The sequence below is a fragment of the Pseudomonas sp. 2 genome, from assembly GCF_056627435.1.
In genome coordinates this window covers 584,906-605,454 of the sequence record NZ_JBWXNG010000001.1, presented here as the reverse complement: position 1 = coordinate 605,454, position 20,549 = coordinate 584,906, and the positions used below count along the sequence as shown (strand labels likewise).

25 protein-coding genes are annotated in these 20,549 nt (G+C 60.9%); 16 read left to right on the top strand and 9 right to left on the bottom strand.

Going from position 1 to position 20,549, the window contains the following annotated elements:
* Nucleotides 1–233: 233 nt before the first annotated feature.
* The 6 genes from AC1MEK_RS02845 to AC1MEK_RS02820 all read left to right on the top strand — a co-directional run bounded on the left by AC1MEK_RS02845 (nt 234) and on the right by AC1MEK_RS02820 (nt 4,080).
* On the top strand, nt 234–851 hold the full coding sequence (locus AC1MEK_RS02845; protein ID WP_480394781.1) for a nitroreductase family protein: 618 nt from the start codon (nt 234–236) through the stop codon (nt 849–851).
* A gap of 34 nt (nt 852–885) precedes the next feature.
* Nucleotides 886–1,431, top strand: coding sequence for a carboxymuconolactone decarboxylase family protein (locus tag AC1MEK_RS02840; RefSeq protein ID WP_480394736.1), 546 nt, complete (start codon nt 886–888; stop codon nt 1,429–1,431).
* Nucleotides 1,432–1,622: 191 nt separating this feature from the next.
* Nucleotides 1,623–2,324, top strand: a complete 702-nt coding sequence (locus AC1MEK_RS02835) for a glutathione S-transferase N-terminal domain-containing protein (protein WP_480394735.1) — start codon at nt 1,623–1,625, stop codon at nt 2,322–2,324.
* Nucleotides 2,321–2,932 (top strand): FMN-dependent NADH-azoreductase, encoded by a 612-nt coding sequence (locus tag AC1MEK_RS02830; RefSeq protein WP_480394734.1) that lies wholly within the window; start codon nt 2,321–2,323, stop codon nt 2,930–2,932. Before AC1MEK_RS02835 ends, AC1MEK_RS02830 begins: the two co-directional genes overlap by 4 nt.
* 49 nt (nt 2,933–2,981) lie before the next feature.
* Nucleotides 2,982–3,515 carry a carboxymuconolactone decarboxylase family protein gene (locus tag AC1MEK_RS02825; RefSeq protein WP_480394733.1) on the top strand — a complete coding sequence of 178 codons (534 nt, stop codon included), beginning with the start codon at nt 2,982–2,984 and terminating at the stop codon, nt 3,513–3,515.
* Nucleotides 3,516–3,606: 91 nt separating this feature from the next.
* Nucleotides 3,607–4,080 (top strand): DUF3788 domain-containing protein, encoded by a 474-nt coding sequence (locus AC1MEK_RS02820; protein ID WP_480394732.1) that lies wholly within the window; start codon nt 3,607–3,609, stop codon nt 4,078–4,080.
* A gap of 4 nt (nt 4,081–4,084) precedes the next feature.
* Here the strand turns inward: AC1MEK_RS02820 and AC1MEK_RS02815 are convergent, their stop codons facing one another.
* Entirely contained in the window at nt 4,085–5,002 is a 918-nt protein-coding gene (locus AC1MEK_RS02815) for a LysR family transcriptional regulator (protein ID WP_480394731.1), read from the bottom strand.
* Between the two features lie 121 nt (nt 5,003–5,123).
* On the opposite strand from AC1MEK_RS02815, the gene AC1MEK_RS02810 reads away from it, so the two are divergent.
* Complete coding sequence (locus AC1MEK_RS02810) at nt 5,124–5,516, top strand: tautomerase family protein (protein WP_480394730.1); 393 nt, start codon at nt 5,124–5,126, stop codon at nt 5,514–5,516.
* 9 nt (nt 5,517–5,525) lie between these two features.
* On the opposite strand, the gene AC1MEK_RS02805 is transcribed toward AC1MEK_RS02810, so the two are convergent.
* Together AC1MEK_RS02805 and AC1MEK_RS02800 are read right to left on the bottom strand one after the other, a co-directional pair.
* Complete coding sequence (locus AC1MEK_RS02805; RefSeq protein WP_480394729.1) at nt 5,526–6,026, bottom strand: MEKHLA domain-containing protein; 501 nt, start codon at nt 6,024–6,026, stop codon at nt 5,526–5,528.
* Nucleotides 6,027–6,131: 105 nt separating this feature from the next.
* The gene (locus tag AC1MEK_RS02800; RefSeq protein WP_480394728.1) at nt 6,132–7,382 is read right to left on the bottom strand and encodes an NAD(P)/FAD-dependent oxidoreductase; all 1,251 of its coding nucleotides are present in this window, start codon (nt 7,380–7,382) and stop codon (nt 6,132–6,134) included.
* Between the two features lie 153 nt (nt 7,383–7,535).
* On the opposite strand from AC1MEK_RS02800, the gene AC1MEK_RS02795 reads away from it, so the two are divergent.
* Nucleotides 7,536–8,108, top strand: a complete 573-nt coding sequence (locus tag AC1MEK_RS02795; RefSeq protein ID WP_480394727.1) for a TetR/AcrR family transcriptional regulator — start codon at nt 7,536–7,538, stop codon at nt 8,106–8,108.
* A 19-nt stretch (nt 8,109–8,127) separates the two neighbouring features.
* Here AC1MEK_RS02795 and AC1MEK_RS02790 read toward each other — a convergent pair whose 3' ends face one another.
* From AC1MEK_RS02790 to AC1MEK_RS02775, 4 genes are all read right to left on the bottom strand, one after another.
* Nucleotides 8,128–8,391, bottom strand: coding sequence for a hypothetical protein (locus AC1MEK_RS02790; RefSeq protein ID WP_480394726.1), 264 nt, complete (start codon nt 8,389–8,391; stop codon nt 8,128–8,130).
* A gap of 147 nt (nt 8,392–8,538) precedes the next feature.
* Complete coding sequence (locus AC1MEK_RS02785) at nt 8,539–8,949, bottom strand: cupin domain-containing protein (protein ID WP_480394780.1); 411 nt, start codon at nt 8,947–8,949, stop codon at nt 8,539–8,541.
* Between the two features lie 114 nt (nt 8,950–9,063).
* A complete protein-coding gene (locus tag AC1MEK_RS02780; protein ID WP_480394725.1) occupies nt 9,064–10,395 on the bottom strand; it encodes an OprD family porin in 1,332 nt (443 codons plus the stop codon).
* Nucleotides 10,396–10,618: 223 nt separating this feature from the next.
* Complete coding sequence (locus AC1MEK_RS02775; protein WP_480394724.1) at nt 10,619–10,933, bottom strand: putative quinol monooxygenase; 315 nt, start codon at nt 10,931–10,933, stop codon at nt 10,619–10,621.
* Between the two features lie 1,039 nt (nt 10,934–11,972).
* Here AC1MEK_RS02775 and AC1MEK_RS02770 point away from each other — a divergent pair.
* Entirely contained in the window at nt 11,973–12,119 is a 147-nt protein-coding gene (locus AC1MEK_RS02770; protein ID WP_480394723.1) for a hypothetical protein, read from the top strand.
* A gap of 76 nt (nt 12,120–12,195) precedes the next feature.
* Here the strand turns inward: AC1MEK_RS02770 and AC1MEK_RS02765 are convergent, their stop codons facing one another.
* A complete protein-coding gene (locus AC1MEK_RS02765; protein ID WP_480394722.1) occupies nt 12,196–13,107 on the bottom strand; it encodes a LysR substrate-binding domain-containing protein in 912 nt (303 codons plus the stop codon).
* Nucleotides 13,108–13,226: 119 nt separating this feature from the next.
* Between AC1MEK_RS02765 and AC1MEK_RS02760 the strand changes: the two genes are divergently transcribed.
* From AC1MEK_RS02760 to AC1MEK_RS02740, 5 genes are all read left to right on the top strand, one after another.
* Nucleotides 13,227–14,351, top strand: coding sequence for an NAD(P)/FAD-dependent oxidoreductase (locus AC1MEK_RS02760; RefSeq protein WP_480394721.1), 1,125 nt, complete (start codon nt 13,227–13,229; stop codon nt 14,349–14,351).
* On the top strand, nt 14,341–14,682 hold the full coding sequence (locus tag AC1MEK_RS02755; protein WP_480394720.1) for a (2Fe-2S)-binding protein: 342 nt from the start codon (nt 14,341–14,343) through the stop codon (nt 14,680–14,682). Before AC1MEK_RS02760 ends, AC1MEK_RS02755 begins: the two co-directional genes overlap by 11 nt.
* Nucleotides 14,675–16,099, top strand: coding sequence for an FAD-dependent oxidoreductase (locus AC1MEK_RS02750; RefSeq protein ID WP_480394719.1), 1,425 nt, complete (start codon nt 14,675–14,677; stop codon nt 16,097–16,099). Before AC1MEK_RS02755 ends, AC1MEK_RS02750 begins: the two co-directional genes overlap by 8 nt.
* On the top strand, nt 16,096–16,452 hold the full coding sequence (locus AC1MEK_RS02745; RefSeq protein ID WP_480394718.1) for a RidA family protein: 357 nt from the start codon (nt 16,096–16,098) through the stop codon (nt 16,450–16,452). The genes AC1MEK_RS02750 and AC1MEK_RS02745 overlap by 4 nt, the downstream gene beginning before the upstream one ends.
* 124 nt (nt 16,453–16,576) lie before the next feature.
* Nucleotides 16,577–17,353, top strand: coding sequence for an ABC transporter substrate-binding protein (locus tag AC1MEK_RS02740; RefSeq protein ID WP_480394717.1), 777 nt, complete (start codon nt 16,577–16,579; stop codon nt 17,351–17,353).
* Between the two features lie 204 nt (nt 17,354–17,557).
* Here the strand turns inward: AC1MEK_RS02740 and AC1MEK_RS02735 are convergent, their stop codons facing one another.
* Complete coding sequence (locus tag AC1MEK_RS02735) at nt 17,558–18,259, bottom strand: GntR family transcriptional regulator (protein WP_480394716.1); 702 nt, start codon at nt 18,257–18,259, stop codon at nt 17,558–17,560.
* Nucleotides 18,260–18,510: 251 nt separating this feature from the next.
* On the opposite strand from AC1MEK_RS02735, the gene AC1MEK_RS02730 reads away from it, so the two are divergent.
* Both AC1MEK_RS02730 and AC1MEK_RS02725 read left to right on the top strand, forming a co-directional pair.
* A complete protein-coding gene (locus tag AC1MEK_RS02730) occupies nt 18,511–19,341 on the top strand; it encodes an enoyl-CoA hydratase/isomerase family protein (protein ID WP_480394715.1) in 831 nt (276 codons plus the stop codon).
* Between the two features lies 1 nt (nt 19,342).
* The gene (locus AC1MEK_RS02725; RefSeq protein WP_480394714.1) at nt 19,343–20,536 is read left to right on the top strand and encodes a CaiB/BaiF CoA transferase family protein; all 1,194 of its coding nucleotides are present in this window, start codon (nt 19,343–19,345) and stop codon (nt 20,534–20,536) included.
* Nucleotides 20,537–20,549 lie beyond the last annotated feature (13 nt).

Below are 20,549 nucleotides of genomic sequence, written 5' to 3'. Positions count from 1 at the left end.
GATCCAACAAGATGCAACCACCAAGCTGAACTAACGCGATCATGGACAGTGCCGAAAACTGTTAAGTATTTGAACCATTTTCATCGCCTCAGTCAATGAACAATCATTGGCAAATGCGATGATCGATTTAACGCCAATAGCGAAAGTCGATGAACGACAGTCACAGGAAATTGCTCACTTGGAGAACGCGTTTTCTTAAACATTCGTCCAACGTTTCCCCTTTAGGATCCATCATGAAGAATACTGTTATTGAGTGCATCGAAAGTCGCCGTGCCACTAAATATTATGACCCCTCTGCCGTGTTGAGCGATAACGATATTTGTGAACTCGTGCGCATCAGTACCACTGCACCGACCTCGTTTCATTTGCAGAACTGGCGTTTTATCGCCGTGCGCTCGGCAGAGGCTAAACGGAAGTTGAGCCCGATTGCCTGGAGTCAACCGCCCATTACCGAAGCGTCCGTTACCTTCATCATCTGCGGGCAACTGGCTGACTCCAGCGTCATCCCCGAGCGTCTGCAGCCGCTGGTCGACATGGGCGTGATGCCTGCCAAGACTGTTGCGGAGTGGGAAGCGCCGGCACGCGACCTGTACATGGAGCACCCGCAGCGCCAACGCGACGAGGCCGTACGCACAGCGACGTTCGGCGCGTCGGCGATGATTTACGCCGCCGGTTCCATGGGGCTGGGTTCGACTCCGATGATCGGTTTCGACGCCGAGGGCGTGATTCGCGAATTCGGTCTGGCGGATAACGAAATCCCGGTACTGCTGCTCTCCATCGGCAAGGAGCGCGATGGCAACTGGGCGCAGAAACCGCGCCGCCCGCTGAATGAAGTGCTGGACCTGATCTGATCATCCCTTATTGCAATTGATTACGGAGTCTACGATGCCTAGAAGTACCCTGCTGAAGCCTGAACAAGTACCGGCTGATTCGAAACCCACTCTCGACGCGTTTACCAGGAACATCGGGTTTACCCCGAACATGATGGCGACATTCGCCCAGAGCCCGATCGCTTTCAATGCATGGGCAACGCTGTTGGGCTCATTGAGCAAGGCGCTGGATGTCAAGACCCGCGACAGCATCGGCCTGGTCGTTTCGGAAGTTAACAGCTGCAACTATTGCCTGACCGTGCACAGCTTTACCGCTGAACACATGGCCAAACTGTCGCCGGAAGAAATCATTCTGGCGCGCAAGGGGCTGGCCAACGACCCGAAGCGTAACGCTGCCGTGCAGTTCGCCCGCAAGGTCATCGAAAGCCGTGGCCAAGTCCGCGACGCCGATATGAAGGCTGTCCGTGACGCCGGTTATACCGATGCCAACATCATGGAAATCGTGGCGCTGGTGGCGATGTACTCGCTGACCAACTTTTTCAACAACGTGTTCGATCCGGAGAAGGACTTCCCGGCGGTTTCGCCAGCGGGCTCCATTTGATACACGCCCAACCGGCATCGACTCTTGCCATGGTGAGAACGTCGATGCAGGCCTGACGAACGCGTCCGGATGCCCTCATCGAACATCAATGAGCGCGCATCCGGACGCTTCGCTTTTACGTTGCAAAAGGCGCTGGCGTGGACGACGTTTTTCGCGGCAGGTATCAGCTGACTTGATTGTGGAACAGTAACGTGACGCTCGATCATCCCATCTTTACGCGCTGGTTGGCCCGCTTTCCTGAGCGGCTGCAACTCTTTTCTCTGCCGACGCCCAACGGGGTCAAGGTGGGGATCATGCTCGAGGAAACAGGGCTGGCCTATGAGGCCCATCGGGTCGACATCATGGCGAATGAAAATCATGACCCGGCCTTTCTCGCGCTCAACCCCAACGGCAAGATTCCGGCGATCTACGATCCCCACGGCCCGTCCGGCCAGCCACTGGCGCTGTTCGAGTCGGGAGCGATCCTGCTGTATCTGGCTGACAAGACCGGACAATTCATTTCTGCCGACCCCAACATCCGCTACGAAACCATTCAGTGGCTGATGTGGCAGATGGGTGGCGTTGGGCCGATGTTTGGTCAGGTTGGCTTTTTCAACAAGTTCGCCGGCAAGGCTTACGAAGACAAGCGCCCGCGCGACCGTTACGCCACCGAGTCGGCCCGGCTGCTCGGGGTGCTGAATGACCGGCTCGCGGATCGCCTGTGGGTCATGGGCGCTGACTACAGCATCGCCGACATTTCATTGCTGGGCTGGGTACGCAATCTGATTGGTTTTTACGAGGCTTACGAGCTGGTCGGCTTTCAGCGATTCAGCCATGTTCAGGCGTGGCTGGATCGCGGCTTGGCGCGCCCTGGCGTGCAACGCGGCATTAACGTGACAGGAGTAGACGCATGAAGATCCTCCATATCGATTGCAGTCCGCGTCTGGCGTCTCACAGTCGCAGACTTTCGGCTGATATCGTCGCCGCGCTTATGCAGCGGGTGCCGGGAGCGACCATCGTTCGGCGGGATCTGGGCATGCGCCCGTTGCCGCACGCAGATTCCGATTATGCGATCGCGCTTTCGTCGCTTGCCACGCTGGCAGCGCCGCCCCAAGGCTCACTCGATCTTTCCGAAAGCCTCATCGAGGAGGTCGAGGCCGCCGATGCCATCGTCATCGGCACGCCCCTGAACAATCTGACGGTGCCCTCGACGCTCAAGGCCTGGCTCGACCAGATCATTCGTGCCGGACGCACGTTCGCATCGACGTCCACCGGAAAGGCCGGATTGCTGCGTGATCGCCCGGTGTTCATCGGCATCGCTGCTGGCGGTGTGTTTACCGGCGAACGCGCCAACCAGCCGGATTTCATGCGGCCCTATCTGACGGCAGCGCTGGGCTGCATCGGCCTGCATCGGGTGCAGTACTTCTCGGTCGAAGCCACTGCATTTCTCGATTGGGATCAGGCGGCGCAGGCAAGGGACAGGGCGTTGGTGTCCATCGACTTGACGGGCGTGAAAGAATGATCAGCGCTGCTGCTCGATGTGCAACAGCTCGCGTCAGAAGGAGTTCTTGATGTCTCGCTTTACCACCATGAATCCGGCCGACGCGAGCGGGTTACTGGCTAACACGTTCAGCGCCATCAAAAACGCGGCGGGTATGATTCCAAACGCGTATCTGGCCATCGGAACCCATAGCCCTGAAGGGCTGGATGCCGTGTTGCGAGTCGATGAAGTGGTTGCCAACAGCGACATCGAAGATGTCGATCTGGAAACCATCAGGTTGGTGATCAGCCAGTGGGCGGGGTGTGACTATTGCGTCGCTGCCCACAGTTTCAAGGCGAAGTTTCACGGGCTTTCCCGCGAGGCCATTGCAAATATCCGCGAGGGTGGAGGAACCGGCGATTCCCGTCGCGACACGCTTATCGAATTTGTGCGCCACATCATGACCCGGCGCGGAAAGGTCAGCTCGCACGATGTCGATCGGTTCAAGAGCGTAGGGTATTCCGAGCGTCAGATCATCGGCATATCGCTGACCATCGCCTCGACCCTGTTCATCAGCACGGTCAATCGCATCAACGATACGGCGATCGACTATCCGTCGTTCTGAAGGCTCGATGTTCATCGCCACGACACTGTTCAACCGTTGCGATACGCAGGCGGATGAACTTTCAACAACGTCCTGACGTGAGGAAAGCAACATGGAACATTCACCATCGGTTGGCGACCGGATCACCGACAAGGCGACGCTTCCCGATCAGCCCATGATTCGTCACTGGATCGGGCCTGAAGCATTCGAACACTGGGAGCATCTGCAGCGCTGGATCGAGGCGTCATACCCCGGCGTCTTCGCCCCGGACTGGTTGTATGGCGGCAAGAAACGCGGATGGTCCCTGCGCTACAAGCGAATCCGCGCGTTCTGTACCTTGCTGCCCAGCTACCGGCTTTTGTCGGTGATGGTGGTGCTGGGGCGGGCGGAGCGGGAGAAGTTCGAAGAGCGGCGATATTTCTGGCGGCCTCAGCTGCTCGATCTTTATGACCAGGCGCCGACCTATCCCGACGGAAAATGGCTGACCGTCCCGGTCTCCAGCGAAGACGACCGCCAGGAACTGATCGAGCTGGTGAGCATGAAACGTGCGCCGCTCACAGCCGCCGGGCACCGACTTCAGGACTGACCTTTCACGGCGTGTGCCCGGGTGCGGTGTGCGCGCCGAACCCCTCAGCCAGATGCCGCGCCAGCAGCTCGATCGCTTGCCTGAGGTTGCCCGGGTTGGCCGGCCAGGCCAGCCAGATGTCCATCTGCAGGTCCAGATCTGTCACCTCGACGATGGTCAGCTGCTCGCGCAAAGGGCTTTCCAGCAGCAGTTTTTTCGGGATCAGGCCAAGGCCCAGTCCGGCGGCGATCATGCGCATCTGCATGGTTGCGCCGTGGGTGTCGATCACCGGTTTCACCACCAGGCCACACCTGCCCAGCGCCGATTCCAGCGCCGCGCGATAACCGCAGCCCTTGGGGTTGAGGATCCACTCGTGTTGCGCCAGGCCCGGGACATCGGTGGCTGACTCGATCAACGGATGCGCAAGGCTCTGCACCACGACCACTTCGGTGCGGGTGATCCAGCGCCCATCCAATTCCGGGGGCAGGCTGCTGGGCGCGCTGAGCAACAGGGTCGCGACTTCCAGTTCGGCGTCCCCCAGCAATCGATGCAACACGCTGCTCCAGTTGGTCAGCACCTGCATTTCCAGTTCCGGGAATGCGCTTCTGATCGAAGTCACCGCATCGAGCACCACGACATCCGCCACCACCTGGGTGAAGCCCACCCTGAACGTGCCGCGAGGCGTGGCGTCTTCCTGGGGGATGCGGCGCAACTGGTCGGCCGCTGCCAGCACACCCAAAGCGCTTTCGTAGATGCGCAGGCCCATGGGCGTCGGTGCTGGCGGTCGGCAGCTGCGATCGAACAGGGTCGCGCCCAGGGATTCCTCCAGATGTTGAAGCCGGCGCGACACCGCCGACTGGGTCAGGAACAAGCGCTCGGCGGCCTTGGTCAGCGAGGCGCATTCGACCACGGCGACCAGTGCGCGTAAATCCTCGAATAGCATGCTTCTCTCTCATCAATAGTAGAAAAATAATGCGTTTGAGGAATTCTAGCAGCGGGAATAGGGTAGGCGCCTACCCGCCGACGACAGGCGGCCTACCTGAAACAGCACGAGGATTTACGTCATGCCACTCGCCAGAATCGATGTATCCGCGCAGACCAGCCCTGAGACCGTTGCCGCCATCGGCGACGTGATTTACCAGGTGATGAGGGCCGTGGCCAATGTGCCGGAGCACGACCGCTATCAGATCATCAATCGCCACGCCGCCGATGAGCTGGTGTACCCGGCGGCCGGCTATCTGGGCGTGACCTATACACCCTCGATCGTGTTCATTCAGATCACGTGGAGCGCCGGGCGCACCATCGAGGTGAAAAAGGCCTTCTACCGGGGGATTGCCGAGGGGATCCACGCGCGCACCGGCATCCGCAAGGAAGACGTGTGGATCAACCTGGTCGACGTGCAGCGTGAGGACTGGTCATTCGGCAACGGCGAGATGCATTACGCGCCCAAGGAGTGACAGCGCTGTTCAGGTCAAGCTGTCCTGAATAGTTCTTCCAGTTGGTGCCGGATGTGGCCAGAACAACGCCGCCTGTCCTCTGCGAATCTCGTGGGTGTCGAGCACTTCCCACACGATACCGTCGTGGATAGTGAACGGCTGACCATGCCGGTCCACGCGATAACCTGTATATCCGGATGCAAATCCCTTCTGTGTGACAACCGTGAGCAACGCCTGGCGCTGCTCACGGTCGATGCTCGAAGCGCTGAACCTGGAAGGCATCGCACAAAACTCGTCGCGGCTGTATTTGAAGCAACGCAGCGCGCACTCATTGGCGTAGATGAAGTGCGGATCGCCTTTGGTATCGTGGGAAACGAGGCTGTACGGGGCGTGCAAATGAATCCATTGCGCGCGGCCTTGCGGATCGCCCGACGGGCCGGGCAGGGGTTCGCCGGTCCACCGCTGATAAGCCTCGTCCAGCATCAGGATGGTGGATACCGGTATTTCTTCGTTTTTTGATGCAAAGCTCATATCACTCATTTCCCGGGGAGAATACGTTCGAACCTATCCGAGGTGGTGTCAGGGATAAATTGCCAATTGGGTGGTTTCAGGATGATCCCGTCAACGATGCCGGCGTCAGGCGCGATACTCCGGGCCGGCATCTGGCGGCTGGAGTGGTTTCAGCTCCGGTGGGCGCTGCAGGTTCAGGGCAGCGGCCTGGAGAATCTGCTCGCGCGTACCATTACGCGGCGGATAAATGCGCCGGGTGTTGATCAGTGTCTTGGTTTCCTTTGCCTGCATGCCTTGTGCAACCGGTACGCGATCACGTCCCTGCATGTAGAGGGCACCCCACGGGCCGAGGTCCACGATATTGGTGTACCAGTCGATGCTCAACGGTTCCAGTGGCTGGCCAAATAGCTGGTTGACCGCGTTGTGTCCGGCGTATCGACCCATTGGGCGGGCATGCTGGCAAGACATGACAGAGGGATGCTCGCCATCGATCAGCGCATGCGCGACATCGCCCGCAGCAAAGACATTCTGGACACCTTCGACCCGCATGAAGGCATCCACTTTCAACCGGCCTTGTGAATCGCGCTCAGCGGGGATGCACTCGGTCAGTTCGTTGGCTTTCATACCGGCGCACCAGACGACGGTTTTGCTGTCGATGCGCGTCCCGTCTGTCAGTATCACGCCCTGATCGTCCACTGCGGACAGACTGAAGTGGGGCCATAACTGGATACCCAAATCGCGGCATGCTGTTTCGATGATTGCTTGCCCGCCGCCGAGTGTACGTCCGATTGTTGCGCCACGATCGGCGAGGATGATCCTGACGCTTGCGGTGTTGCCTGCGGCGGTGGCCGCGGCGCGCAGGCGGGCGGGAAGCTCGCAGGCCAGTTCCACACCGGTTGCGCCCGAGCCGATCACGATCGCTGTCAATTGCCCTGGAGCGGCTGCTTGCGCGGGGAGGGCCTTGATGTGTTGCTGCAGGCGTTGCGCGGCGGCAAAGGTATCCACATCGAACGTGTGCTCAGCCACACCTGGAGTGGGCGGGCGAACCAGGTGGCTGCCGCTCGCGAGTATCAACGTGTCATAGGGCAGGACCTGGCGTTCGCCAGCGTGCTCCACACTGACCTGTCCTGCGACAGTGTCTATGGTCGTGGCATTTCCCAGAACCAGGTTGACACCGATCGGATCCAGCACTGATGCAAGCTCGACACGTGTAGGCTCAAGGTCGTCTTCATAGTTGCGTACCCTGATGCTGTGCCACGGCGTGGGATTGACGAGCGTGACGCGCGCACGTTCGTTCAGTGAATCAAGTTGACGGACAGCGGAGGCGGCGCTCCACAACCCGGCGAATCCTGCCCCAATGATCAGAATTTCTTTCATCGCTTCCTCTTGACCATAAAAATTTAACGCCATTGACGCTGGCAGTGGACGACGACCAGAATAAAATCCGCTTTTTGGCCCGACAACTCGCGTCTGATCATGTCTGCGTCTATCAACAATCGCCCCCGTAAAGTCCCGCGGCAAAGCCGTTCAATGGCTACGGTCGAGACGATTCTGCAAGCCAGTGCTCGCGTTCTGGTGGAAAAAGGCTTTGCTCAAATGACCACCAATGCGGTGGCAGAGCGGGCAGGTGTCAGCGTTGGCTCGCTTTACCAATACTTTCCCAACAAGGAATCGTTGATCGTGGCGTTACACGAGCGCCATGCCCGCCAGATGGTTGTGTCGCTGGATGTCATTCTCTCCAACCCTTTGAGGGCTGACCTTGGCGTGGAGGTGGCAAGACTGGTCCGTGCTGCCGTTGCTGCGCATCAAGATGATCCAGCGCTGCACCGTCTGCTTGAAGAGGAGCGGGCGTGTTTCGAGCGGTCAGGCGAGAGGGCCGCGGTGGGAAGCAGTATTCACCGGCGGACTCAGTCCCTTCTCGCCAGACATGATCTGCAGGTCTGCCACTCGGATCACGCTCTGGCGGCCTGGGTGGTGATGCGCATGACCGAATCGATGGTACATTCCGCCGTCCTTTACCCCAATGCCGTGCTGGACATTGCTCAGGTTGAGCGGACGATCGTTCGGGCGATCGTCGCGTACCTGACCCAGCCGGGAGATTAGCGGTTACCGGTACCCTGCCTCAGTGCAGCGCCCAAGAGCGCGGTGCCGGGGTGTGGCTGAACTTGGCGATGCCCTTGACCCAGTAGCGCCGGTACGGCGTCTGGTCCGGCGGCAACAGCGGTTCGCTGGACCAGCGATCCTGGCGTTTGGCTTCCTGGCGATAGGCCTTCCATTCCATGGCGTCTGCGGTTTCCTGCGCCGCGCGTTCATCGTCGAACCAGCCAAGCACGCTCACTTCGCCCTGATCGCGGCCGTGTTCCACCAGCAGAAAAATGTTGTACATGTCTGTGCCTATCGCTCATCGAGACCGGCCCGCTCTTCGGGCTCTACTGATGGCTTATCGACACTTCGGCGGAAAAATTGAATTCGCAAGTCAGCCGGGCAGACCAGCGGCGCCGCGCGCTAGAGCGGCACCGAGCGGGTCAGTGGCTCACTTGGGCAGCGGCGTGAGCACTTCGCCGTTGTCGTCCAGCAGGATGAACACCAGCAGTTTCGCAGGCTTGGTGGTGCTGGCGTTGCGCGACTCGTAGTGTTTCGAACCGGCCGGCTCGTACCAGCTCTCACCGGCCTTGTAAGTGATGGCCTTGCCATCGTTGACCCGCGACACCACTTCGCCTTCCAGCACGTAGGCCAGGGCGCTGCCGCTGTGGCTGTGGGGAATCGACACCTGGCCGGGCTGGTACTCCACCGTCAGCATCATCGCCTTCTTGCCGGGGGCGTTGAGCATCGGGTGGTTTTCCAGCACGGTGATCTTCTCGTGCTCGCCGTCGTGGGCCATGGCGGTGAGGGGCAGTGCGATGGCGAGTGTCAGCGCGGCGACACGGGCAGCCAGCCGTTTCATCGGTTTCATGATCGTTCCTGTGCAGTGGGAGTGATGACCCCACGCTAAGCTCGCGCCTGCGCAGGGCACACTCCCAATCCCTGGAAAGATCAGGGGGCCAATTGGCTTCGTCGATCAGAGCACCGAAATCGGGTAGTCCACGATCAGGCGAAACTCGTCCTGATCGCCCTCGGCCTGATCGGCATTGCCACGGTGCCACGCCTGGCGGATACGGAACGACAGGTCCTTGGCCGGGCCGCTCTGGATCACGTACTTGGCTTCCAGGTTGGTCTCGTGGTGCTTGCCGTCCGCGCCGTAGCCATAAGCCCGATAAGGGCTGTCGAGGGCCATTTTGGTCCCGTCGATATCGCGGCCATTGGCATAGCGGGCCATGAAACTCAGGCCGGGAATGCCATAGGCGCTCATTGCCAGGTCATAACGCGCCTGCCAGGATTTTTCCCCCGGCCCGTTGAAGTCCGAATATTGAATGGAGTTGGCCAGGAAGATCGAATCCCCGGTGGTGCCCGGCCCGTTATCACCAAAGGCGACATAATCGAACGGCGTGTCGCCATGCACTTTCTGATACGCAAGCGTGAAGGTATGGCCGGCCATGAAGTTATAAGCCGCGGCCAATGACCAAGTGGTGTTATCGATTTCCCCCGCTTTGGCCTGACCTTCGTCATTGGTGCGGTAAATATTGAAATCGAACGTCAGCGACTGATCGTGGGGCAGGGCCCAGGCATAGTTGGCATTGGCGTAATACTGCCGCCAGATATCTTCGAACTCCGAGCCGTACAACTGGAAGCTCAACGCATCATTGACGGCGTACTTGCCGCCGACATAGTCGACGCTGTCGGCCGTGACATTGGCATAGGTGGCGAACAGCTCGCCGCTGGGGCTGGTGTGTTGCGGACCATTACCGGCAGTGAAATGCCCGGCTTCCAGGTCCAGATCCTTGATTTCACTGCTTTGCAGGCTGAAGCCGGTGGCGGTCTGTGGAAACAGGCGCGTGCCGCCCGCCGCGAATACGGGCGCGGTGGGCTGCATGTTGCCCCACTTGAGTTCGGTCTTGGAGATGCGCATTTTGATTGCGCCGCCTGCGGTGGCGAATTCGCTTTCCGGGCTGCCACTGCTGTCGACCGGGATATTACCGGTGCCCGAATGGCCGGCGCCGCCATCAAGTTTCAATCCATACCAGCCGAAAGCATCGACACCGAAACCGACAGTGCCCGGGGTGAAACCGGAACTGAAGTTGGCCATGGCCGCCTGGGACCAGTCACGTCGATCACCGGCACCGCTCTTGCCATCTCGATTGAAGTAATAGTTGCGCAGCAAGATATCCAGTTTGGCATCTTCGACAAAGCCTTTGGCATCGGCCTGGTCACTGACGAAGGGTTCTGCTTCTACGGACTGAACATATCCCGCTGACACCGCCAGAGCGATCAGACTCAGACTTATCATTCTCATGATTGCATTACCTCTTGGGTCTTTGAGGCAAATAGCCATTATCTGGAAGGGAAATGGCGTGAACTTGCCCGCAAGACGCAAAGGATAATCGCGGTTCTGGCCTTCGCCACTGAAAGGGCGAAATCAGCCGTCCGATGGCTGATTTTCTGACGATTGGTTTAGTTAACAGCCAATTAAGGGGTGTGCTTAAAGTGGATGTTCAGCTATTTGCGCTAATTGAGGCTCAGCGGGCGCCCGGCAGGTTGCAGCGTTCCGAATCGCTCTGGAAGTCGATGTGGCGGATGAACAGGTTGTTGAGCAGGCCGTTGAGGACTTCGTTGCTGGGCTGGGAGAAGTGCTCGCCCATGGCCTGGCAGGACTCCCAGCGCACGTCGATGATCCACAGGTCGCTGTCGTCCTTGTCGCGGTTGAGGACGCTGCTTTGGCAGCCGGGCAGGTTGGGCAGGTTTTTCACGACAGTGGCCAGGTACTCGCCCAGCTCTTCGGAGCGGCCGTGGGCGGCATGAATACGAACCGTGTTGTTGGCGTGCTGGGTCATGCGGGTGTCTCCGTCGAAGTGAGATCGTCTTTCACCGGTTGCCATAGTAGTGGGGGTTGGGGCAATTGCCAGCGTCCAATGAGGTGATTGACTGGGAGACCAATTTCAGATTTTTTTGGGGGGGATCAAGATCAAGATCACGATCAAGGTCAAGGTCAAGAGCGTTCTTCCTAACGTCAGACCTGTTTCGACTTCGTCGAGTTACTTGGAAAAGCCCCAAGTAACCAAGGGCTTTTGCTCCTGGTTTGGCCTCGACTTCGTCGAGGTTCCCTCACTCCGGCGATGTTCCGTGGGCCCGGCGCGAATGGGCCATCCATGGCCCCGCGCCTCGCGCGGCATCCATGCCGCTTGGCCCACTCCACATCGCCTGCGTTCGGCCTGCACCCAAGTCGCGATTTGTGTCGTCTGCCAGGCATGTGTTTGAGAACACCATACCGCTCCGTAGCAGCACGGCTTGCCGGCGGGGCGATCTTGAGGGCGACCCGCGGGCAAGCCCGGCTGCTACGGGGACGGCGTTAGCCGGCTGGTTTTTGATTTGGCTTTTGATCTTGGTGCGCGATAGCCCAGACAACGCCAAACGCGACTTGGGTGCAGGCTGAATGGAGGTCTCGCGTAGTGGGCCAAGCGGCAGGATGCCGCGCGAGGCGCGGGGCCATGGATGGCCCATTCGCGCCGGGCTCACGGAGCGGGACCTTCGTTCAGGAAGTCTGACGAAGTCAGACCCAAACCAGGAGCAGGACCCCTTGGTTACTTGGGGGTCTTTTCCAAGTAACCCGGCGAAGCCGGAACGCTTCTGCCGTTAGGCAGAATCACCATCTCAGCTTCACCCGAGATATCAAGTAATTTCACAAAGCGGTCAGGCGACCGAAGCCGCTACTTGCTACCACTACTGGACGACCCACCAGAACTCCCACCAGCCCCGCTACTATTACCCCCATCCTGGCCACCACTGCCATTGGTCCCATTATTCCCGCCCATTCCCTTGGTCCCAGGCGTCGAAGTCTTCGGCGTCGTGGTCGAACCATCAGTATTCTGCCCCATGCTCGAACTGCTCGAACGAGGCCCGTTGGTGTTGGTATCGACCGGATCGGTCGGCCCGGTCGAGCCCGCAAACGCCGAGCCTGTCGCAACGCCCAGCAAGCCTGCCAACGTCAGCGCCGTCAATTTCCTGGTGATCATGATGTGAATCCTTTTGTGGTCATGGATACACATTGGTCCGGGCGCCGGGCCCGGACGTGCCGTGATACCGACCAACGGTCCACTCACCCCGGATATCGATAGGCCTGCGGCACATGCTCTGCGATGAACGCCTGAGTGTGCGCAAGAAACGCCGTGTGCAGCTTCGACACCGGCCCGTGGATCGGCAGCAGCATCGCGAAATCCATCTCGATGGCCGGCTCGAAGGTCTTGAACACGATACCGTTGCCCCGGTAATTCACCGCGCTCAAGGCGTCGGTCAGCGCTACGCCCAGGCCATGCTCGACGAACTCGCACATCGGCTGCGACAGCTGGGTTTCCAGGCGCAGTTCGCGCTCCACGCCGTGGGCGGCGAAGATCGTGTCGATCTGCTGGCGTGAACCGATGGAGTGCGGATAGGAAATGAACGGCTCGTCGCGCAGGTCTTCCGGCACGATCACCTCTTTCTCGCACAGCCGGTGCCCCGCGGGCAGGGCGCAGAGCATGCGGGTGGCGATCAGTTGTTCCGAGCGAGGGCTGGGGTAGGTGTTGGGCAACACGATGATGCCCAGGTCGCAGCGCTGGCCGACCATCAGTTCAATCACCTGCGAGGAGGAGTGCACCACCAGCGAGATGTGCACGCCCTCGTGTTCGGCCATGAACGAGGCGATCACCCGTGGCATGAAGATCAGGCCCATGGCCGGGGCACAGGCGATGTGCAGCGAGCCGCGCTTGAGGCTGCGGATGTCCTGGGCGGTGCGGGCGATGCGTTCGACACCCACCAGCGAACGCTGCACTTCCTGATACAGCGTCATGGCTTCGGGGGTGGGTTGCAGGCGGCCCTTGACCCGGTCGAACAACTCAAAGCCGATGTCTTCTTCAAGGCTTGCGATCAGTCGCGTCGCTGCCGGTTGCGAAATGTGCAGCATTTCCGCTGCGCGGGTGACGGTCTGGCCGAGAATCACGGCCCGAAAAGCTTCCAGCTGTCGAAGATTCATCCTGAAATCCCATAACAAAAAAACATGACAGGCGAAAAATAAAGCATTTTTCACACCATTGCCCGGCTACTAGCATCGCTTTACCGGAGTTATATGCCATGCAGGCCAAGTAGTTGATCATGGACAAGACTGATGTAATCGTCGTCGGTGGCGGGTTGGTGGGTATGTCCATTGCGTATGGACTGGTCCTGGCTGGCCGCCGCGTGACCGTGCTGGACGAAGGCGATGATGCGCTGCGCGCCGCGCGCGGCAATTTCGGTCTGCTGTGGGTGCAGGGCAAGGGCTATCGCAACAGCCCTTATGCGGCCTGGACCCGGCAATCCGTGGCGCTCTGGCCGCGCTTGAACGAACTGCTCCACGCCGACACCGGCATCGACCTGCACCTGCGCCAGCCTGGCGGCTTTCAGCTGTGCATGGACGACGCCGAGCTTGCCGAAGAAACCCGTCGCCTGAAATGGCTGAACGATGCGTTTCGCGGCGATTATCCCTTCGAAATTCTCGACCCCGCGCAATTGAAAAAGCGCCTGCCCGGTATCGGCCCGGGCGTGGTGGGCGCCTGCTATTCGCCCATGGATGGCCACGTCAATCCGCTCAAGCTTTTGCGCGCGCTGTATATGGCGTGTCGTGCGCGCGGGGTGACCATCGTCAACGGTCAGAGCGTGAATGCCATCGACCAGCACATCAACGGGTTTCAGGTGCGCAGTGCCGACTACCGTTTCGACGCCGAGTATCTGGTGCTCGCCGCCGGCCTTGGCAATCGTCCGCTGGGTGAAATGCTCGGCTTGAACGTGCCGGTGCGGCCCAACCGCGGGCAGATTCTGGTCACCGAACGCCTGCAACCGTTTCTCCATTACCCCACCACCTACGTGCGCCAGACCGACGAAGGCACGGTGCAACTGGGCGACTCGCTGGAGGCGACCGGTTTCGACGATCGCACCAGCAGCCCGGTCATGGCCGAAATCGCTGCGCGGGCAGTGAAGTGTTTTCCGCGCCTTGAGAACGTCAGGATGGTGCGCGCCTGGGGCGCCTTGCGCGTGCTCAGTTCCGATGGCTATCCGATTTATGAGGCCGCCCACGACAGCCCCGGCGCGTTCGTCGTCACCTGCCACAGCGGCGTGACCCTGGCCGCCGCCCATGCGCTGCGCATCGCGCCGTGGATTGCCGGCGAGCTGGACGAGCCAGCCATCGCGCCGTTCAACCTCGCCCGTTTCAAGGACAATCGCGAGGTGCGCTATGCCCACTGAAGCGCTCTTTCGTCATCTGCAGCACACCGGGCGCCAAGTGCGCATCGAGTTCGAAGGCCGGGCCCTTAACGTGCCGGCGGATGTTTCGCTGGCTGCCGCATTGTTGGCCCATGACATCGGCCACACCCGCGACAGCGCGGTCAACGGCAGGCCTGGGGCGCCCTATTGCATGATGGGGGTGTGCTTCGAGTGCCTGGTGGAGGTCGACGGCCAGGCCAACTGCCAGGCGTGTCTGATCCAGGTCGAGGAGGGCATGTCGGTGCGCCGCCAGCGCGGGGCCCGTGAGCTGTTGATCGATCATGAGCAGGACGAGGAGGCGACCCATGAGTGATTCGCGAGTGGACCTGATCGTCATCGGCGCGGGGCCTGCGGGCATCAGCGCAGCGCTCGAAGCCAGTGCACGCGGGCTCAAGGTGGTGCTGCTGGACGAGCAACGCCAGCCAGGCGGGCAGATCTACCGCAATGTCGCGCAGGCCGATGAACGCAGCCGCAGGATTCTGGGCGGCGATTACACCGCCGGCCTTGCACTGGTCGAGGCCCTGAAGGCCAGTGATGTGCGTTATGTCCCGAACGCTGCAGTCTGGCAGGTCACTGACGAGCACCGGGTGCACGTGCTGCTCAATGGCAATGCTCGGATTTTGCAGGGGCGCCAGGTGCTGATCGCCACCGGCGCCATGGAGCGGCCGATGCCGATTCCCGGCTGGACCTTGCCCGGGGTAATGACTGCCGGTGCCGGGCAGATTCTGCTCAAGAGCGCGGCGATGGTGCCGCAGGGCCCGGTGGTGCTGGCCGGCTGCGGGCCGTTGTTGTATTTGCTGGCGGTGCAGTACCTGCGCGCCGGGATTCACATCGAAGCGTTGGTCGATACCAGCGAGCAGCGCGAAGCCTTCAGGCATCTGGGCGAGTTGCGCGCAGCCTTGGCCGGCTGGCCTGATCTGCTCAAGGGCCTGACCCTGCTGGCAAAGCTCAAGTGGGCCGGTGTGCGCCATTACCGCGCCGCGCGCAACCTGCGCGTAGAGGGCGAGCGGCGCGCCGAGGCGCTGAGCTTTGACAGCCAAGGGCAGTCGCACAAGGTCTGGGCCTCGCTGATCCTGTTGCATCAGGGTGTGGTACCCAACACTCAGATCAGCCAGTCGCTGCGCGCCGAGCACCAGTGGGACGAACAGCAACTGTGCTGGGCTGCCCGCCGCGACAGCTGGGGCGAAACCAGCGTGGCGGGCATTTTCATCGCCGGTGACGGTGGCGCCATCGGCGGCGCCAAAGCGGCAGCCAGCCAGGGGCGTCTGGCCGCGCTGGCGATCGCCCATCGCTTGCACAAGCTTAATGACGGCCAGCTACAGTCACTCGCCAAGCCCTGGCAACAGCGGCTGCGCAAGCAGACTGCCGCGCGCCCGCTGATCGACGCGCTGTATCGCCCGCAACCGGCCAACCGCATCCCCGGGGACGACACCATCGTCTGCCGCTGCGAGGAAGTCAGCGCCGGGGCGATTCGCGGTTATGTCGATATGGGCTGTCTGGGCCCCAATCAGGCCAAGGCCTTCGGCCGCTGCGGCATGGGCCCGTGTCAGGGCCGCCAGTGCGGGCTGAGCGTCACCGAAATCATCGCCGAGCATCGCAACGTCGCTGCCAGCGAAGTGGGTTACTACCGCATTCGTCCGCCTCTCAAACCTATTACGTTGGGCCAGATGGCGGGGGAGCGTGAGTTCGATTTGTCTGTTTTTTCACCCTTGAAAAGGATTCCGTCATGAGCACCCCGATTCATCGCATCGAGAGCAACCCACGCCTGAGCCGCAGCGTGGTGCACAACGGTGTGGCCTATCTGGCCGGCATCGTCGCCGCGGACTGCAGCCAGGACATCCGTGGCCAGACCCGCCAGGTGCTGGCCCGCGTCGACGAGTTGCTGGCCGCATCCGGCAGTGACAAGAGCCGCCTGCTCAGCGTGCAGATCTGGCTCAAGGACATGACCGCCGATTTCGCCGGCATGAACGAGACCTGGAGCGCCTGGGTCGATGCCGCGCAGACCCCGGCACGGGCGACCTGCCAGGTGCAGTTCGACGACCCTGAGATTCTGGTGGAGATCATCGTCACCGCAGCGGTTTAACCGTTGCAGGGCAGGGCGCCGTTTATAGAGCGCTCGCCCACTGCGTTCACATTGCTGCTGCCATAACGGGTGTTTTCCTCATGGAGAGGACGCCCGACCTGAACAACAACGTTTGGAGCTTTGCATGAACATCAAGACCCTCATCGGCACCCTGAGCCTGGCTTCTGTGTTTGCCTTCAATGCCCACGCCGCCGACGCCCCGATCAAATTGGGCATCGAGGCCGCGTATCCGCCATTCGCTTCCAAGACCGCTGACAACCAGATCGTCGGGTTCGACTACGACATCGGCCAAGCCCTGTGCGCCGAGATGAAAGTCAAATGCGAGTGGAAGGAAAACGACTTCGACGGCCTGATTCCCGCGCTCAAGGTGAAAAAGGTCGATGCGATCATCTCGTCGATGTCGATCACCCCGGAACGCATGAAGTCGGTGGACTTCACCAACCGCTACTACCGCATCCCGGCGCGGCTGGTGGTGCGCAAGAGCAGCGGTATTACCGAGGTCCCGGCCCAGCTCAAGGGCCTGCGCATCGGCGTGCAGCGCGCCACCAACTTCGAGCGCTACGTGACCGACAAATTCGTCCCGGCCGGTGCCACCATCGTCAGCTACGCGTCGCAGAACGAAGTCTTCCTCGACCTGCTGGGCGGGCGCATCGACGCCACCGTCGCAAGCTCGGTGGTGATTGACGAATCGCTGCTGAAAAAGCCTGAAGGCAAGGACTACACCTTCGCCGGCCCCGCGTTCACCGAAGAACAGTACTTCGGCACCGGCATCGGCGTGGCCGTGCGCAAGGGCGACCCGCTGCAGGAGCGCTTCAACCAAGCCCTGGCCACCATCCGCGCCAATGGCACCTACGCGAAGATCGAGAAGAAGTACTTCGATTTCGATATTTATGGGGAGTGAGGTTGCGATAGCAGTACGGCTTGCGGGCTGTGGCGCTTGTAAGATCGCCCCGCGGGCAAGCCCGGCTGCTACGTGACTTGGTGGTGTTCACACAACCTGTGTTCGCCACATGACCCGTAGCAGCACGGCTTGCCGGCGGGGCGGTCTCGAGAACGCTGTCGCCGGCAAGCCGGACTGCTACGAGGAGCTGGTGTATGCGCAGGCTTATCCCGCCCGCTGCACACTCACTATCCCGTGCTCCAGCATCGTCGCCAGGAACACGTCGATCTTGTTGCGCAGGTGATCTTCCATCAACGCTCTCAACTTCTTGCTCTCGCCCTTTTTCAGGTAGGTGAGCATCTGTTCGTGTTCGTTGATTGCCTGCTGCCAGCGCCCCGGCGTGGGGTTGAGGCGGCGGCGGACGTGGCGCAGGCGGGCGTTGAGGTTGTTGAACATCTCCGACAGCACCTGATTGTCCGCCACCCGCAGAATCTTCAGGTGAATCTGCTGGTTCAGCTCGAAGTAGCTGGCCAGATCATTCTGCTCGTGGGAGAGGCGCATGGCGGCCTGCAGGGCTTCCAGTTCGGCGATGTCAGCCGCTGAAATCTTCTGACAGGCCTGTTCGCCCGACAGCCCCTCCAGCGCGGCGAGCAGGGTCAGCATGTTGGCCGCTTCTTCCAGGCTCACGCTGGCGACCTTCGCCCGGCGCGTCGCGGAAATCTCCACCAGACCTTCCCGCGCGAGCACCTTGATCGCTTCGCGCAGCGGCGTGCGGGACACTTCCAGCTGCTCGCACAGCGCGCGCTCGGACAGCGGAGCGCCGGGCATCAGTTCACCGCTGATGATGCGTCCGCGCAGGGCCGCATAGGCGATCTCGTTGATATTGCCGCCTTCGCTGGTGTGGCCCACTTTGTTGTTCTCGGACATCAGTCCATCTCCATCGGTATCCCGTAATGGTCCGTTCAGGCTGGAAGGGATTATCTGGGTGATCGGGAAAAATTTCCACGTAAAACCTAGGTTTGAAGGCGCTATTCCCGTTTTTAAAGGGTTTAGACAGCGATTGCTGTTCGTCGGCAGCGTCATTTTTCTGCAAAAAAGCCTTGCGCTGAAAAAATCGAAGCCTATATTTGGGATGCCAAAACATAAAAATGGTATCCCAAAAATAAAAAGGTGCTCCTATGACTGCTCCCGTTTCCGCCTCATCCGCACCGCCTGAATCCTGCGTTCAGGATGCCCCGGAAATTCTCTTGCAACGCGACGGCGGCATTGCCACGGTCGTGCTCAATCGTCCGCACAAACTCAACGCCACCACCTTGTCGATGTGGAAGCTGTTGGACGACACCATCACCGCGCTGGACGCCGACGACAGCGTGCGCTGCATCGTCATTCGTGGCGCAGGCACCAAGGCGTTCGGCCCCGGCAATGACATCAGCGAATTCGAAACCCATCGCGGCAACCAGGCGCTGGCCCGCCGATACGGCCCGGTGATGCACAGCGCGCTGCGCGCCATCGCCAACTGCCGACATCCGCTGGTGGCGATGATTCATGGCATCTGCGTCGGCGGCGGGCTGGGGATCGCTTCGCTGTGCAATATCCGCATCTGTGGCGAATCCAGCCGCTTCGGCGTGCCGGTCAACAAGCTGGGGCTGGCAATGTCCCACGACGAAATGAGCGGCCTGATGCGCATCGCCGGCCCCGACGTGACCCTGGAAATGCTCCTCGAAGGCCGCGTGTTCGGCGCCGCCGAAGCACTGCACAAACGGATCGTCAGCCGCGTGGTGGCCGATGCCGAGGTCGAGGAACAGGCGTTGCTCAGCGCCCGTCGCATCGCCGATGGCGCTCCGCTGGTGGCGCGCTGGCACAAGCAGTTCGTGCAGCGCTCGCTCGACCCCACGCCGCTGAGCGCCGAGGAGTACGACGAGGCGTTCGACTGCTTCGCCACCGAGGATTTCCAGATCGGTTATCAGGCCTTCCTGGCCAAACGCACACCTGTATTCGGAGGTAAATGAGATGGCCGGTCCATTGCAAGGCATGAAAGTCATCGAGCTGTCGCACATCATGTCCGGCCCGATTTGCGGGATGATGCTGGCCGACATGGGCGCCGACGTGATCAAGGTCGAGAAAATGGACGGTGACGACTGCCGCCGTTTTGCGCCGATTCTGGAGCATGGCGAGTCGGCCTCATTCATGATCCTCAACCGCAACAAGCGCGACATCGCCCTGAACTTGAAAACCGAAGGCGGCAAGGAAGTGCTGCGGCGCATGCTGGCCGATGCCGATGTGGTCACCGAGAACTACCGCAAGGGCACCATGGAAAAACTGGGGCTGGGTTACGAGACCCTCAAGCAGCTCAATCCGGGCCTGATTTATTGCTCCGTATCGGGGTATGGCCGCACCGGGCCTTACGCTGACAAGGGCGGCTTCGACCTGATCGCCCAGGGCCTGTCGGGCCTGATGAGTTCCACCGGTGAGCCGGGCCAGGCGCCGATCAAGGCCGGCTCGCCCATTGCCGACATCAATGCGGGTATTCTCGCCGCGCTGGGCATTGCTGCCGCCTACGCCCATAAACAGAAAACCGGCGTGGGGCAGGTGGTCGATACCTCGCTGCTGGAGGCCGGTTTCCAGCAGATGTACTGGCCGGCGGCGAACTACTTCTCTGAAGGCGTGATCCTGCCGAAGATGGGCTCTGCCAACTCCACCAGCACGCCGTACCAGGCGTTTCAGACCAGAGACGGCTGGATCAACATCGGCGCTGCCAACCAGGGCAACTACGAGCGGCTGTTGCAGGTGCTCGATGCGCCGCACATCAGCGACGACCCGCGTTTTGCCACTAACGTGCTGCGCATGAACAACCGCGAGGCGCTGGTGGCGCTGATCACCGAATGCCTGTCCCACGACACCACCGATAGCTGGGTCAAGCGACTTGACGCCGCGGGCCTGCCCGTGGGCGCGGTGCTGGACATCTCCCAGGCGGTGGAACATCCGCAGATCCTCGAACGCGAGATGATCGTCGAAACCCATCACCCGGTGACAGGCGCGGCGCGCAGCATCGCCTTGCCGATCCACTTTTCCGAAACCCCGAAACAGGTCAACCGGCCTTCGCCGCTGTTGGGCGAGCACACCCTGGAAATTCTGGCCGAGTACGGCTTCGATGCCGGGCAGATCGAGGAGCTGCGCCTGCAAGGGGCGATTCTCGAACGTTGAGCCCTGATCCACC

Excerpts from the sequence above, each read along its gene's own strand:
- AC1MEK_RS02845 (WP_480394781.1), top strand. The coding sequence starts at position 234 with ATGAAGAATACTGTTATTGAGTGCATCGAAAGTCGCCGTGCCACTAAA.
- AC1MEK_RS02840 (WP_480394736.1), top strand. The coding sequence starts at position 886 with ATGCCTAGAAGTACCCTGCTGAAGCCTGAACAAGTACCGGCTGATTCG.
- AC1MEK_RS02830 (WP_480394734.1), top strand. The coding sequence starts at position 2,321 with ATGAAGATCCTCCATATCGATTGCAGTCCGCGTCTGGCGTCTCACAGT.
- AC1MEK_RS02825 (WP_480394733.1), top strand. The coding sequence starts at position 2,982 with ATGTCTCGCTTTACCACCATGAATCCGGCCGACGCGAGCGGGTTACTG.
- AC1MEK_RS02820 (WP_480394732.1), top strand. The coding sequence starts at position 3,607 with ATGGAACATTCACCATCGGTTGGCGACCGGATCACCGACAAGGCGACG.
- AC1MEK_RS02815 (WP_480394731.1), bottom strand. The coding sequence starts at position 5,002 with ATGCTATTCGAGGATTTACGCGCACTGGTCGCCGTGGTCGAATGCGCC.
- AC1MEK_RS02810 (WP_480394730.1), top strand. The coding sequence starts at position 5,124 with ATGCCACTCGCCAGAATCGATGTATCCGCGCAGACCAGCCCTGAGACC.
- AC1MEK_RS02805 (WP_480394729.1), bottom strand. The coding sequence starts at position 6,026 with ATGAGCTTTGCATCAAAAAACGAAGAAATACCGGTATCCACCATCCTG.
- AC1MEK_RS02800 (WP_480394728.1), bottom strand. The coding sequence starts at position 7,382 with ATGAAAGAAATTCTGATCATTGGGGCAGGATTCGCCGGGTTGTGGAGC.
- AC1MEK_RS02795 (WP_480394727.1), top strand. The coding sequence starts at position 7,536 with ATGGCTACGGTCGAGACGATTCTGCAAGCCAGTGCTCGCGTTCTGGTG.
- AC1MEK_RS02790 (WP_480394726.1), bottom strand. The coding sequence starts at position 8,391 with ATGTACAACATTTTTCTGCTGGTGGAACACGGCCGCGATCAGGGCGAA.
- AC1MEK_RS02785 (WP_480394780.1), bottom strand. The coding sequence starts at position 8,949 with ATGAAACGGCTGGCTGCCCGTGTCGCCGCGCTGACACTCGCCATCGCA.
- AC1MEK_RS02780 (WP_480394725.1), bottom strand. The coding sequence starts at position 10,395 with ATGAGAATGATAAGTCTGAGTCTGATCGCTCTGGCGGTGTCAGCGGGA.
- AC1MEK_RS02775 (WP_480394724.1), bottom strand. The coding sequence starts at position 10,933 with ATGACCCAGCACGCCAACAACACGGTTCGTATTCATGCCGCCCACGGC.
- AC1MEK_RS02770 (WP_480394723.1), top strand. The coding sequence starts at position 11,973 with ATGCTCGAACTGCTCGAACGAGGCCCGTTGGTGTTGGTATCGACCGGA.
- AC1MEK_RS02765 (WP_480394722.1), bottom strand. The coding sequence starts at position 13,107 with ATGAATCTTCGACAGCTGGAAGCTTTTCGGGCCGTGATTCTCGGCCAG.
- AC1MEK_RS02760 (WP_480394721.1), top strand. The coding sequence starts at position 13,227 with ATGGACAAGACTGATGTAATCGTCGTCGGTGGCGGGTTGGTGGGTATG.
- AC1MEK_RS02755 (WP_480394720.1), top strand. The coding sequence starts at position 14,341 with ATGCCCACTGAAGCGCTCTTTCGTCATCTGCAGCACACCGGGCGCCAA.
- AC1MEK_RS02750 (WP_480394719.1), top strand. The coding sequence starts at position 14,675 with ATGAGTGATTCGCGAGTGGACCTGATCGTCATCGGCGCGGGGCCTGCG.
- AC1MEK_RS02745 (WP_480394718.1), top strand. The coding sequence starts at position 16,096 with ATGAGCACCCCGATTCATCGCATCGAGAGCAACCCACGCCTGAGCCGC.
- AC1MEK_RS02740 (WP_480394717.1), top strand. The coding sequence starts at position 16,577 with ATGAACATCAAGACCCTCATCGGCACCCTGAGCCTGGCTTCTGTGTTT.
- AC1MEK_RS02735 (WP_480394716.1), bottom strand. The coding sequence starts at position 18,259 with ATGTCCGAGAACAACAAAGTGGGCCACACCAGCGAAGGCGGCAATATC.
- AC1MEK_RS02730 (WP_480394715.1), top strand. The coding sequence starts at position 18,511 with ATGACTGCTCCCGTTTCCGCCTCATCCGCACCGCCTGAATCCTGCGTT.
- AC1MEK_RS02725 (WP_480394714.1), top strand. The coding sequence starts at position 19,343 with ATGGCCGGTCCATTGCAAGGCATGAAAGTCATCGAGCTGTCGCACATC.